Source organism: Micromonospora sp. NPDC049274 (genome assembly GCF_040678875.1).
In the GTDB taxonomy this organism is placed as follows: Bacteria; Actinomycetota; Actinomycetes; order Mycobacteriales; family Micromonosporaceae; genus Micromonospora.
On record NZ_JBFAQS010000022.1, the window covers coordinates 32,168 to 44,615 of the forward strand.

Consider the following 12,448-nt stretch of genomic DNA (forward strand, 5'->3'; position numbering starts at 1 on the left):
CGCGTCCGCTCCGGTGGCGTGCCGGCATGGCGGGACGATCGTCCCGGTCGACCAGGGAAAGGGTGCGCAGATGACGCAGCGTGGCCGTGCCACCAGGTCGACGGGTCGACCCCGCGACGGCGCGAGTTCCCGCGCTCCGCGCGACGGCGCCGGTCCGCGTGGCGGCGGTGGTGATCTCGCGGCACGGCGTACCCGCCTACGGGGCGTGATCGAGCCGGTGGTCAACGGCGTGGGCTACGACCTGGAGGACCTGTCGGTCTCCCGTGCCGGCCGCCGGCACGTGGTGCGGGTGATCGTGGACCGCGACGGCGGGATCGACCTGGACGCCGTCGCCGACGTCTCCCGCGCGGTCTCCAACGCCCTGGACGCCGCCGAGGAGACCGACGGCGACATTCTCGCCGGGGAATACCAGCTCGAAGTCAGCTCACCGGGTGTGGACCGGCCGCTCACCCTGCCCCGGCACTGGCGGCGCAACGTGGGCCGGATGGTCAAGGTCACCGCCCGGGGCGCGGCCGCGCTGCCGGGCCAGCGCGGCGAGCAGCCCTCCGGGGACCGCCAGCTGACCGGCCGGGTGGTCGGGGCCGACGACGAGGGCGTCCGGCTGGAGACCGACGACGGTCAGACCCTGTGGACGTACGACCAGCTGGGCCCGGGCCGGGTGCAGGTCGAGTTCACCCGCCTCGCCGAGCTGGGTGAGCCGGACGAGTTCGACGACGCGGACGACAGCGACGAGCACGACGATTCAGACGACATCGACGACGAAGATGATGTGGAGGACGAGGAGAGGTGAACATCGACCTCGCGGCGCTGCGCGCACTCGAGCGCGAGCGGGAGATCCCGTTCGACACGATTCTCGCGGCGATCGAGACCGCGTTGCTGACCGCCTACCGGCACACCGACGGCGCCGAGCCGCACGCCCGGGTGGAGATCGACCGCAAGTCCGGCGCGGCCCTGGTGTACGCGCAGGAGATGGACGACGACGGTTCCCTGGTGCGCGAGTGGGACGACACGCCGCACGACTTCGGCCGGATCGCCGCCATGACCGCCAAGCAGGTGATCCTCCAGCGTCTGCGGGAGGCCACCGACGAGGTGCACTTCGGCGAGTACGTGGGCCGGGAGGGTGACCTGGTCACCGGCGTGGTGCAGGCGCACGAGACCCGTACCGAGAAGGGCATCGTCAGCGTCGACCTCGGCAAGCTGGAGGGCGTGCTGCCGCAGTCCGAGCAGGTGCCCGGCGAGCGGTACGCGCACGGCGAGCGGATCCGCTGCGTGGTGGTGCACGTGGCCAAGGGCATGCGCGGGCCGCAGATCACCCTGTCCCGGTCGCATCCGGCGCTGGTCAAGAAGCTGTTCGCGCTGGAGGTCCCGGAGATCGCCGACGGCACGGTGGAGATCGGCGCGATCGCCCGTGAGGCAGGTCACCGTACGAAGATCGCCGTCCGCTCCACCACTCCCGGCGTGAACGCCAAGGGCGCCTGCATCGGCCCGATGGGTCAGCGGGTACGGGCAGTGATGAGCGAACTGCACGGTGAAAAGATCGACATCATCGACTGGTCGGACGACCCGGGCACCTTCGTCGGCAACGCGTTGTCGCCGGCCAAGGCGCTGCGCGTCGAGGTGGTCGACCTGGCCGGTCGGGCCGCCCGGGTGACCGTCCCGGATTTCCAGCTCTCGCTCGCCATCGGCCGCGAGGGGCAGAATGCCCGGCTGGCTGCCCGGTTGACCGGTTGGCGGATCGACATCCGGTCCGACGCGGAGCAGACCGCACCGGCCGCGCGCGGCGCGGCAGAGTCTGTGCGGGAGCCGGGCGGAGCGATCTCGGGCAGCTAGGGGTAGACTTCCTCCAGTGGTACGACGCGCAACGCCGGAACGCACCTGTGTGGGTTGCCGGCAACGTGCGCCGGCCAGCGAATTGCTGCGGATCATCGCGGTTCCGGCCGAGGCTGGTCACAGCCTCCGGCCTGATCCACGCCGCAGGCTGCCGGGTCGGGGAGCGAACATGCACCCGGATCCGGCCTGCTTCGCGCTGGCGGTGCGACGCCGAGCCTTCGGGCGAGCGTTGCGCATCACCGAGGTCCTCGACCACGGTGTGCTGGCAGAGCACGTCGATGCGCCAACCACTACGTCCGGTCAGCCCGACCGGGCGAGGGTCGCTAGCAGGGTAGGACGACCGACATGAGCACACGATGAAGTCCCTGAAATGACCAGGCTTCAAGTGCACGAGTGAGGTCGCTGCGGGTGCTGCCCGCACGACCTCGGAGTGAGGAGTGCAGTGGCAGGCAAGGCCCGCGTACACGAGCTTGCAAAAGAGCTCGGGGTCGAGAGTAAGACCGTTCTCGCCAAGCTGAAGGAAATGGGCGAGTTCGTCAAGTCCGCGTCCAGCACGGTCGAGGCGCCCGTCGCCCGACGGCTGCGGAACGCATTCGTCGCGTCCTCCGGTGCTCCGGCGCCGGCCGCCCCGTCGGCGCCCGCGCCGACGGCGGCTTCGACGCCGACCCCGACACCAACCCCGACCCCGGGCGCCCCCCGGGTCTCGGCGAAGCCAATGCCGCCTCGGCGGCCGGCCGCGCCGGCACCCGGTCCGAAGCCCAAGGGTCCGGTGCCCGGTGCGCCGCAGTCGGCGGCCCCGGTCGCCAAGCCGGCGAGTGCCCACGACATCGAGGTGGCGGCCGCGGAGGCGCGTGCCGCCGCGTTGAAGGCTGAGCAGGAGGCCGCGGTCAAGGCCGCGCAGGCCGCCCGCCAGCAGCAGCGCGACAACCCCGTTCGCCGGGAGCCTCCGGCCGACGGCAACCGCCCCGGTCCTCGGCCGGGTCCGGCAGCGATGCCGCCCCGTCCCGGTTCGCCGGCCGCTCGGCCGAGCACGCCGGCGCCGGGTCCCGGTGCCCGACCGGGCGGTCGTCCGCCGGCGCGCGGCGCCGGTAACAACCCGTTCGGTATCCAGGGTGGCCAGCAGCAGCGGCCGCCGGCCGCGGGTGCGGGTGGCCCCCGGCCCAACAGCCCGGCGGGCATGCCGCCGCGGCCGAGCCCGAACTCCATGCCGCCGCGGCCCAGCCCGGCGTCCATGCCGAGTCAGCGTCCGGCTGCCGGTCGTCCCGGCCCGGGTGGCGCAGGTCGTCCCGGTGGCGGCGCAGGTCGTCCCGGTGGCGGTGGCGGCGGCTTCCGTGGTGGTCCCGGCGGCGGCGCCGGTGGTGGCGGCGGTTACCGCGGCGGCCCCGGTGGCGGCGCGGGTGCCGGTGGTGGCGGTGGCTACCGTGGCGGTCCCGGCGGCGGTGGCGGTGCTCCCGGTGGCGGTTTCCGTCCGGGTGCTCCCTCCGGTGGCGGCGGTCGTCCGGGTGCCGGTGGTCGTGGCCGTGGCGGTGGCGCCGCGGGTGCCTTCGGGCGTCCGGGTGGCCGGCCGACGCGTGGCCGCAAGTCCAAGAAGCAGCGCAGACAGGAGTTCGACAACCTGTCGGCTCCGACCATGAGCTCGGGTGCTCCCCGGGGTCAGGGTCAGGTCGTCCGGCTCTCCCGTGGCGCCTCGCTGTCGGACTTCGCCGACAAGATCAACGCCAACCCGGGTTCGCTGGTCCAGGAGATGTTCAACCTGGGCGAGATGGTCACCGCGACCCAGTCCTGCTCTGACGACACCCTGCAGCTGCTGGGTGAGCACCTCGGCTTCGAGGTGCAGATCGTCAGCCCGGAGGACGAGGACCGCGAGCTGCTCGCGCAGTTCAACATCGACCTCGACGCGGAGGTGGCCGAGGAGCGTCTGGTCAGTCGTGCGCCGGTCGTGACCGTCATGGGTCACGTCGACCACGGTAAGACCAAGCTGCTCGACGCCATCCGTAAGGCGAACGTCGTGGCCGGTGAGGCGGGTGGCATCACCCAGCACATCGGTGCCTACCAGGTGCACGTCCCGCATGAGGGCGAGGACCGCGCGGTCACGTTCATCGACACCCCGGGTCACGAGGCGTTCACCGCCATGCGTGCTCGTGGTGCCCAGGTGACGGACGTCGTGATCCTGGTCGTCGCGGCCGACGACGGCGTGATGCCGCAGACCATCGAGGCGTTGAACCACGCCAAGGCGGCCGACGTGCCGATCGTGGTCGCGGTCAACAAGGTCGACAAGCCGGAGGCCAACCCGGACAAGGTCCGCCAGCAGCTGACCGAGTACGGCCTGGTCGCCGAGGAGTACGGCGGCGACACCATGTTCGTCAACGTGGCCGCGAAGCCGGGCATCGGCATCGAGGAACTGCTCGAGGCTGTCCTGCTGACCGCCGACGCGTCGCTGGAGCTGACCGCTCCGATCGACGGGCCGGCGCAGGGTGTGGCCATCGAGGCGCACCTGGACAAGGGTCGCGGTGCGGTGGCGACGGTGCTGGTGCAGAAGGGCACCCTGCGGGCGGGCGACTCGATCGTCGCCGGTGGGGCGCACGGCCGGGTCCGGGCCATGCTCGACGAGAACGGCAACCAGCTCACCGAGGCTGGTCCGGCGCGTCCGGTCATGGTGCTGGGTCTGACCGCGCCGCCCGGCGCGGGCGACACGTTCCTCGCCGCGGCGGACGACCGCACGGTGCGGCAGATCGCCGAGCAGCGGCAGGCACGGCGGCGGGCGGCGTCCTTCGCCAACTCCCGCGGTCGGGCCACCCTCGAGACGCTCATGGAGCAGCTCAAGGAGGGCGAGAAGACCTCGCTCAACCTCATCCTCAAGGGCGATGTCTCCGGTTCGGTGGAGGCTCTGGAGGACGCGCTGTTCAACCTCGACATCCCCGAGGAGGTCCAGCTCAAGGTCCTCGACCGGGGTGTCGGCGCGATCACCGAGAGCAACGTCATGCTCGCGAGTGCGTCGTCGGAGCCGGTCACGATCATCGGCTTCAACGTGCGGGCCTCGAACAAGGTCCGCGAGATGGCCGACCGCGAGGGCGTGGAGATTCGGTACTACACGATCATCTACCAGGCCATCGAGGAGATCGAGGCAGCGCTCAAGGGCCTGCTCAAGCCGGAGTACGAGGAGGTCGAGCTGGGCAGCGCGGAGATCCGCGACGTCTTCCGCTCGTCCAAGATCGGCAACATCTCCGGTTGTATCGTCCGGTCGGGCATCATCCGACGCAACGCGAAGGCTCGACTGCTGCGGGACGGGGCGGTGGTGGCGGACAACCTCACGATCACCTCGCTCAAGCGGTTCAAGGACGACGCCACCGAGGTCCGCGAGGGCTTCGAGTGTGGTCTGACCCTGGGTGGTTACAACAACGTCCAGGTCGGCGACGTCATCGAGACCTTCGAGATGCGGGAGAAGGCTCGCGCCTGATCCGGCGGTGACACGCTGATCAAGGGGTTTACGCCGGTTGGCGTAAACCCCTTGATCATGCGAGGTGGGTTGGCGGTATCGTCCGGGGCGATGTTTACCGGAACCGCGGTCTTCGACCTGCTGCTGCCGGGTGATTCCCGGTCGCTCAAAGCCAAGAGATCATATGTACGGCCGATCGTGGCGGCGCTGCGCCGCTTCGAGGTTTCGGCCGCCGAGGTGGGTGCGCTCGACCTGCATGGTCGAGCGGAGCTGGCGGTGGCCGTGGTGGCCGCCGAAGCGGCGCACGTCCGTGAGGTGCTCGACTCCTGCGAGCACCTGGTGGCCGCGCGCCCCGAGGTCGAGTTGTTGTCGGTCCGGCGCCGGCTGTACGGCGGGGACGACGACTGACCCAGGGTGCCGGCGGTGCCGGGCGACCGGTGCCGCCGCGCAGGTAGTGTTCGAGATGTTGGCCGGTCGGCCGGCGGCCCCTGGGCCGCCGGGTCGGCCGGGAGCGGGACGCCGTGGAGGTGGCGAGATGTCTGATCCGGCCAAGGTACGCCGGCACGCGGAACGGGTGCGTGAGCTGGTCGCGTCGGTGGTGCGGAGCCAGATCAAGGACCCGCGGCTCGGGATGATCACCATCACCGACGCTCGGATCACCGCCGATCTGCGGGAAGCGACGGTCTTCTACACAGTGCTCGGCGACGCGGTGGCCCAGGCGGACACCGCGGCGGCCCTGGAGAGCGCCAAGGGCCTGCTGCGCAGCACTGTCGGCAAGGCCCTTGGGCTGCGGCACTCGCCGACGCTCGCCTTCGTCCTGGACGACGTTCAGGACCAGGTCAAGCACATCGACGATCTGCTCGCCGCCGCCCGTAACGCCGACGCCGAGGTGCAGCGGCTCGCCGCCCGAGCGGAGTACGCGGGCGAGCCGCAGCCGTACCGCGTCGACGAGGACGAGACCGACGACGACGAGACCGACGAGGCCGATGTGGCCGCCGACGTCACGGAGAACCCCCGGGGTGGGGCAGCGCGGTGACCGCCGCCGCCGGTGCCCAACTCGCCGCCGCGGTCGACGCCGGTCCGGCCGAGGCGGACTGGGCCGCGGCGGAGGCGCTGATCCGCGCACTCCCGTCGACCAGCCGGGTGCTGTTGATCTGTCACGTCAACCCGGACGGCGACGCGCTGGGCAGCATGCTCGGCTTCGCTCTGGGCCTGCGCCAGTTCGGCCTACACCGTCTGCAGGCGACCTTCCCGGGGCCACCGGAGGTGCCCGACCCGTTCCGCGGGCTGCCCGGCCTGGAGCTGCTGGTCCCGGCGAGCGCGGCCGACCCGGCTCCGGATCTGGTGATCTGCTTCGACGCGGCCAGCGAGTCGCGCCTCGGTGAGCTGGCCGGTCGGTTGTCGACGGCGCCTGCCGCCCTGGTGCTCGACCACCACGCCTCGAACCCGGGTTTCGGCACCGTCAACCTGGTCGACCCGCGGGCCGCCGCCACGTCGGTGGTGGCCGAGCAGCTGTTGGCGCGACTGGGCGTACCACTGGATCGGGCCATCGCCGAGTGCCTGTACGTGGCCCTGACCACGGACACCGGCTCGTTCCGGTTCGAGGCCACCACTCCGGCGGTGCACCAGCTGGCGGCCCGACTGCTGGCCACCGGCATCTCGCCCGGCGACATCTCCCGGCGGGTTTTCGACACCCGACCCTTCGGCGCGGTCCGCCTCTTCGGGGAGGTGCTCGGCCGTGCCCGGCTGGAGCCGGCCGCCGCCGACGGCCGAGGGCTGGTGTGGACCTTCGCCACCCTCGACGACCTGGCCCGCCACGACCAGCGCCCGTACGTGCTGGAGGCGCTTATCGACTCGGTACGCTGCACCGCCGAGGCGGACGTGAGCTGCGTGTTGAAGCAGACCGCCTCCGACGAGTGGGCGGTGTCGATGCGGAGCAAGGGCGCGGTGAACGTCAGCCTCGTGGCCGTGGCGCTGGGCGGGGGCGGCCACACGTTCGCGGCCGGGTTCACCGGTCGGGGGACGGCCGAGCAGGTCGTCGAGGCCATCCGTGGCGAGCTGACCGGGGCGCTGCTCACCGGCGACGCCTGACCGCCTGCGGGCCGCCCGGCGTACCTGCGGCGCCGACCGGCGCGAAGTTCAGGGTCAGCTCCGGGGAGTGTCGGTCTTCCCGCGTTCGGTGAGAACGGGAAGAATTGCGGGATGGAGCAGCCGCACGATCTCACCGTGGAGGCCCCCCGAGCCTGGGACCGGCCCGCCGTCTCCGTTCCGGTTCTCCTCTGCCTGTCCCTCGTCGGTGGCCGGTTCGCGTCCTTCTCCACCGAGGCGAATCTCTACACGCTGGGCACCGGCGGCGTGTTGATCTGGCTCGGTCTGAGCAACCGGGTGCCTCGACGCCCCGCGCCGCGCCGACTGGGCGCGGGAGCCGCCTGGTGGGCGCTGCCGGTGGTGGTCTTCGGGGTCTTCGAGGGTGCGACCTTCGTGCTGGCGGTGGGCGATGACTTCCCCACCTTCTCCCGGCTGGCCGACCCCCTGCTGGAGGACCATCTGACCCGGTCGGCGGCCTGGTTCGCCTGGCTGGCCGCGTTCTGGGGGTTGGTACGGCGATGATGCGGGCACTCGCGATCGGCGGTTTCCTCACCGCGCTGGTCCTGTTCGTCGGGGTCGAGTGGCTGGCCCGGCGGGAGGGTTCCCGCATCCCGACGCTGGGCGAGGTCTGCGCGTACGTGATGCGCTACGAGGTGGGTTGGGTGCCCGTGGGCAGGATCGGTCTGTTCGGGTTCTGGTGGTGGCTCGGCTGGCACTTCCTGGCCCGTTGAGGCGGGTGCCGGACCGTCCAAATGGCGGGAACCGGGAGCAGCATGTGGACCTGAACGATAACTTGGGAAGCGACCCGCGCCACGTTGTGGTGCAGGTCGTGGGCGGTGGTGCCACACCTCGCGCTGCCTCCCTCCAGGGTCGGACCGACCCGGGCTCACGCTGCCCAGCCGGCTGCTCCGGTAACCCCGGACCGCCGTGGGGCGCTCAGCACGACCGCCCGTGAGGGCCGCCGCGTGCCGGTGGCTCGCACCCTGGAAGGAGCGCCACCATGCCGAACAAGCCCAAGCCCGAGACCGCCACCGACGACGCCCGCGAGCAGGCCCGCCGCGCGCTGCAGACGTCGATGGACACCCGTCAGTGAGCCGACCCGCAGTGAGCCGAGCCGCCCAGCGGTGACGCCACCGGTGGAGTAAGTCCTCGACGGGATTGCGATCCTTACCGTCGCCGTGCCAGGATCGGCGGCGATGAGCCAGACCGCCACCACCAGCCACCGATCCGCCTCGCCTCGGCGGATCGCCGGCCTCGCCCTACCGGCCCTCGTCGTCCTCGCCGCCGAACCGCTCTACGTGCTTGTCGACACGGCGGTGGTCGGCCACCTCGGTCGGGTGCCGCTCGCCGCGCTCGCCGTCGGCGGCACGGTGCTGACGCTCACCGCCTGGGTCGGCACCGTGGTCGCGTACGGCACCACCGGGCGCGCGGCCCGTCGCTTCGGCGCGGGTGAGCGAGCAGCCGCGGTGGCCGAGGGAGTCCAGTCGTCCTGGCTCGCGCTCGGCGTCGGGCTGCTGATCGCGGTCGGCATGCAGTTCGGCGGCGGCGCGCTCGCGCGTACCCTCGCCGGGGGTGGCGGCGACGTGGCCGACGCCGCCGCGCACTGGCTGCGCATCGCGGCCCTCGGCGCCCCCGGCCTGCTGCTCGCTGCCGCCGGCAACGGCTGGCTACGCGGTGTGCAGGACACTCGCCGACCGTTGTTCTTCGTGCTCGGCCCCAACCTGCTCTCCGCGCTGCTCTGCCCGCTGCTGGTCTATCCCGGCGGGCTCGGCCTGGTCGGCTCGGCGGTGGCGAACGTCGTCGCGCAGACGCTCTGCGGGGTGCTCTTCGCCGCGGCGCTGGTCGCCGAACGGGTGTCGCTGCGGCCCCGACCCCGGGTGATCCGCCAGCAACTCGTGCTCAGCCGGGACCTGCTGATCCGGGGCGTGGCGTTCCAGGCCAGCTTCCTCTCCGCGACGGCCGTCGCGGCCCGCTTCGGCGCCGCCGCCGTCGGCGCACACCAGATCGCCCTGCAACTCTGGTTCTTCACGGCGCTGGTGCTCGATGCCCTCGCCATCGCCGCGCAGTCCCTGGTCGGTGCGGCGCTCGGGGCCGGCGACGCGGCGGACGCCCGCGCGCTGGCCCGCCGGATCGGTCTGCTCGGCGGCGTCTGCGGTGTCGCCTTCGCGCTGCTCATCGCCGCCGGCGCCGGTGTCGTGCCGTCCTGGTTCAGCTCCGATGAGCAGGTACGCGAGCAGGCCATGATCGCCTGGCCGTGGTTCGTCGCCATGCAGCCACTGGCCGGGGTGGTGTTCGCGCTCGACGGCGTGCTGATCGGCGCCGGCGACGTGCGTTACCTGCGCAACCTCACCATCGTGGCGGCGCTCGGCGGTTTCCTGCCGGCCATCTGGCTGGCGTACGGGCTCGACCTGGGGTTGGGCGGCATCTGGGCCGGGCTCACCCTCTTCGTGGCGATCCGCCTCGTGGCGCTGCTACTGCGGCTGCGCAACGGCGGCTGGGCGGTGGTCGGGGCCGTCCGCTGACCGGCACCCGCGTCTGGCAGGCTTGGGCGACGTGAGCACCGATGGTCTGATCGTGGTCGACAAGCCCGGCGGCATGACGTCGCACGACGTGGTGGCGCGGATCCGCCGACTGGCCAAGACCCGACGGGTCGGGCACGGCGGCACCCTCGACCCGATGGCCACCGGTGTGCTGGTGATCGGTGTGGGGCGGGCCACCCGACTGCTGACCTACGTGATCGGCGCGGGCAAGAGCTACACCGGCACCATCCGGCTCGGCCAGGCGACCGTCACCGACGACGCCGAGGGCGACGTGATCGCCAGCACCCCGGCCGGTCAGGTCACCGACGACGCGATCCGGTCGGCGTTGAGCGCGTTGAGCGGCGAGGTGGACCAGGTGCCGAGCGCGGTCAGCGCCATCAAGATCGACGGGCAGCGCGCGTACAAGCGGGTGCGCGACGGCGAGAGCGTCGAGCTTCCGGCCCGGCGGGTCACCATCTCCCGGCTGGAGGTGCTGGCGATCCGCCGCACCGCGCCGGACGTGGTGGACGTGGACGTGGACGTCACCTGCTCCTCGGGGACGTACATCCGGGCCATCGCCCGGGACGCGGGCCTGGCGCTCGGGGTCGGTGGGCACCTCACCGCGCTGCGCCGCACCGCGGTGGGTGGCTTCACCCTCGCCGAGGCGGCCACGCTCGACGAGCTCGAGGAGCGCGCCCCGGCCGTGGTCAACCTGCCGCTGGACGCGGCGGCCGACCGGTTCTTTCCGCGCCGGGAGGCGACACCCGACGAGGCGAAGGTGCTCGGCCACGGCGGTCCGCTGGACCCGGCCGGCATCGCCGGGCCGTACGCCGTCTTCGGACCGGCCGGCGGCCTGATCGCTATCGTCAGCGAGCGGGACGGGCGGGCCCGTGCAGAGATCGTGCTCGCCCCCGCCTGACGGCGGGACGCAGGTCCGCCGGCTTCGCTGCCGGCGGTGTCGAGCCGCCGACGGGCGGGACAGCAGGAGAGGAACGGCATGCAGCGGTGGCGGGGGTACGACGCGGCGCCCGGTGGGTGGGGGCGCTCGGTCGTCACCATCGGCGTCTTCGACGGCGTGCACAAGGGGCACCAGGCGACCATCGGGCACGCCGTGGCCCGGGCGCGGGAGTTGGGCGTGCAGTCGGTGGTGGTCACGTTCGACCCGCACCCGGCCGAGGTGGTCCGTCCCGGTTCGCACCCGGCCGTGCTCACCGAACCGGCCCGCAAGGCAGAACTGATCGAGGCGCTCGGCGTGGACGTGCTCTGCGTGGTGCCCTTCACCCCGGAGTTCTCCCGGCTGTCGCCCGAGCAGTTCGTGCACGACATCCTGGTCGAGCACCTGCACGCGGCGCTTGTGGTGGTCGGCGGCAACTTCCGCTTCGGGCACCGGGCGGCGGGCGACGTGGCGCTGCTGGAGCGGCTCGGCAAGACCTTCGGCTTCGGGGTGGAGGGCGCCCCGCTGGTCGCCGGGGGCGGCACCGTCTTCTCCTCCACGTACATCCGCTCCTGCGTCGACGCGGGCGACGTGGGCGCCGCGGCGGCCGCGCTGGGCCGCCCGCACCGGGTGGAGGGCGTGGTGGTCCGCGGTGACCAGCGTGGCCGCGTGCTGGGGTTCCCCACCGCGAACCTGCTCTGCCACCGGTACGCGGCGGTGCCCGCCGACGGGGTGTACGCCGCCCGGCTGATCCGCCGTGGCCAGCCCGAGCCGCTGATGTCCGCGGTGTCGGTGGGCACCAACCCCACCTTCTCCGGCCGGGAGCGGCGGGTGGAGGCGTACGCGCTGGACTTCGACGGCGACCTCTACGGTGAGCGGCTGGCCCTGGACTTCGTGGCGCACCTGCGCGGCCAGGTCCGCTACGACTCGATCGAGCCGCTGATCGCCCAGATCGAACAGGACGTCGCACGCACCCGGAGCGCCCTGAGCTGATCATCCACCGGGCCGCGCAGGCCCTTGGCCGGGTGTTACCCGTGGGTGCTGGTAGTCTTGCGGGGACGTCGGGTGACCGGCGTGGGGCCTCGCGTGCCTGCTCGACGCCGCGGGTGCGAGGTACCGGTCCGTTCCCGGTCCATCGGGACGACGGACACCTACTTGATCAACCCATCGAAACAGGGAGAACATGGCGCTCGACCAGGAAGCCAAGGCCAGCATCCGCGCGGAGTACGCGACCGCCGAGGGCGACACCGGTTCGCCGGAGGTCCAGGTCGCGGTCCTCACCAAGCGGATCGCCGAGCTGACCGAGCACCTGAAGGTGCACAAGCACGACCACCACAGCCGCCGTGGGCTGCTGCTGCTGGTCGGCCGTCGCCGTCGGCTGCTCAACTACGTCCAGAAGAAGGACATTGCCCGCTACCGGACGCTCATCGAGCGGCTCGGCCTGCGCCGGTGACGTGACGGGGGAGCGGCCGTACGGCTGCTCCCCCGATCGGCGTCCCACCTGAAGAACACGGGCCGCGCGACCAACCCGAGAGGGAGCCGGTCAGCGTACCGGTCTCCGGTAGTGGCCCCCGGGAACCCGGCAGCACGCCGGCCACCCGGGCGCTTCGATCGAAGACCGGCCGGCTGAGCAGCTCCCCG

Annotated in this window: 13 protein-coding genes; all 13 read left to right on the forward strand. The window is 72.3% G+C overall.

The window, feature by feature from the left end:
* Positions 1-70 precede the first annotated feature (70 nt).
* The 13 genes from rimP to rpsO all read left to right on the forward strand — a co-directional run bounded on the left by rimP (position 71) and on the right by rpsO (position 12,260).
* Positions 71-790, forward strand: a complete 720-nt coding sequence (gene rimP, locus AB0K10_RS29595; protein ID WP_363688917.1) for a ribosome maturation factor RimP — start codon at positions 71-73, stop codon at positions 788-790.
* The gene (nusA, locus tag AB0K10_RS29600; protein WP_363688921.1) at positions 787-1,830 is read left to right on the forward strand and encodes a transcription termination factor NusA; all 1,044 of its coding nucleotides are present in this window, start codon (positions 787-789) and stop codon (positions 1,828-1,830) included. Before rimP ends, nusA begins: the two co-directional genes overlap by 4 nt.
* A 16-nt stretch (positions 1,831-1,846) precedes the next feature.
* Positions 1,847-2,179: a YlxR family protein gene (locus tag AB0K10_RS29605; protein ID WP_363688923.1), complete on the forward strand. Its 333-nt coding sequence runs from the start codon at positions 1,847-1,849 to the stop codon at positions 2,177-2,179.
* 93 nt (positions 2,180-2,272) lie between these two features.
* Positions 2,273-5,287: a translation initiation factor IF-2 gene (infB, locus tag AB0K10_RS29610; RefSeq protein WP_363688925.1), complete on the forward strand. Its 3,015-nt coding sequence runs from the start codon at positions 2,273-2,275 to the stop codon at positions 5,285-5,287.
* 90 nt (positions 5,288-5,377) lie between these two features.
* Positions 5,378-5,674: a DUF503 domain-containing protein gene (locus AB0K10_RS29615; RefSeq protein ID WP_363688927.1), complete on the forward strand. Its 297-nt coding sequence runs from the start codon at positions 5,378-5,380 to the stop codon at positions 5,672-5,674.
* Positions 5,675-5,801: 127 nt separating this feature from the next.
* Positions 5,802-6,302 (forward strand): 30S ribosome-binding factor RbfA, encoded by a 501-nt coding sequence (gene rbfA / locus AB0K10_RS29620; RefSeq protein WP_363688929.1) that lies wholly within the window; start codon positions 5,802-5,804, stop codon positions 6,300-6,302.
* A complete protein-coding gene (locus AB0K10_RS29625; protein WP_363688931.1) occupies positions 6,299-7,357 on the forward strand; it encodes a bifunctional oligoribonuclease/PAP phosphatase NrnA in 1,059 nt (352 codons plus the stop codon). The genes rbfA and AB0K10_RS29625 overlap by 4 nt, the downstream gene beginning before the upstream one ends.
* Before the next feature lie 111 nt (positions 7,358-7,468).
* Positions 7,469-7,876 (forward strand): hypothetical protein, encoded by a 408-nt coding sequence (locus AB0K10_RS29630; protein WP_363688933.1) that lies wholly within the window; start codon positions 7,469-7,471, stop codon positions 7,874-7,876.
* A complete protein-coding gene (locus tag AB0K10_RS29635) occupies positions 7,876-8,085 on the forward strand; it encodes a DUF6186 family protein (protein WP_363689043.1) in 210 nt (69 codons plus the stop codon). Before AB0K10_RS29630 ends, AB0K10_RS29635 begins: the two co-directional genes overlap by 1 nt.
* A gap of 465 nt (positions 8,086-8,550) precedes the next feature.
* A complete protein-coding gene (locus AB0K10_RS29640) occupies positions 8,551-9,876 on the forward strand; it encodes an MATE family efflux transporter (RefSeq protein WP_363688935.1) in 1,326 nt (441 codons plus the stop codon).
* A gap of 31 nt (positions 9,877-9,907) precedes the next feature.
* Complete coding sequence (gene truB / locus AB0K10_RS29645) at positions 9,908-10,792, forward strand: tRNA pseudouridine(55) synthase TruB (protein ID WP_363688937.1); 885 nt, start codon at positions 9,908-9,910, stop codon at positions 10,790-10,792.
* 78 nt (positions 10,793-10,870) lie between these two features.
* On the forward strand, positions 10,871-11,800 hold the full coding sequence (locus tag AB0K10_RS29650; RefSeq protein ID WP_363688939.1) for a bifunctional riboflavin kinase/FAD synthetase: 930 nt from the start codon (positions 10,871-10,873) through the stop codon (positions 11,798-11,800).
* 190 nt (positions 11,801-11,990) lie between these two features.
* Entirely contained in the window at positions 11,991-12,260 is a 270-nt protein-coding gene (gene rpsO, locus AB0K10_RS29655) for a 30S ribosomal protein S15 (RefSeq protein WP_007456699.1), read from the forward strand.
* The last annotated feature ends 188 nt before the right edge of the window (positions 12,261-12,448 follow it).

Bases quoted from the DNA above. Each gene is read 5' to 3' on its own strand.
- AB0K10_RS29630 (WP_363688933.1), top strand. From the start codon at position 7,469: ATGGAGCAGCCGCACGATCTCACCGTGGAGGCCCCCCGAGCCTGGGAC.
- AB0K10_RS29615 (WP_363688927.1), top strand. From the start codon at position 5,378: ATGTTTACCGGAACCGCGGTCTTCGACCTGCTGCTGCCGGGTGATTCC.
- rpsO (WP_007456699.1), top strand. From the start codon at position 11,991: ATGGCGCTCGACCAGGAAGCCAAGGCCAGCATCCGCGCGGAGTACGCG.
- rimP (WP_363688917.1), top strand. From the start codon at position 71: ATGACGCAGCGTGGCCGTGCCACCAGGTCGACGGGTCGACCCCGCGAC.
- AB0K10_RS29650 (WP_363688939.1), top strand. From the start codon at position 10,871: ATGCAGCGGTGGCGGGGGTACGACGCGGCGCCCGGTGGGTGGGGGCGC.
- rbfA (WP_363688929.1), top strand. From the start codon at position 5,802: ATGTCTGATCCGGCCAAGGTACGCCGGCACGCGGAACGGGTGCGTGAG.
- AB0K10_RS29640 (WP_363688935.1), top strand. From the start codon at position 8,551: ATGAGCCAGACCGCCACCACCAGCCACCGATCCGCCTCGCCTCGGCGG.
- AB0K10_RS29635 (WP_363689043.1), top strand. From the start codon at position 7,876: ATGCGGGCACTCGCGATCGGCGGTTTCCTCACCGCGCTGGTCCTGTTC.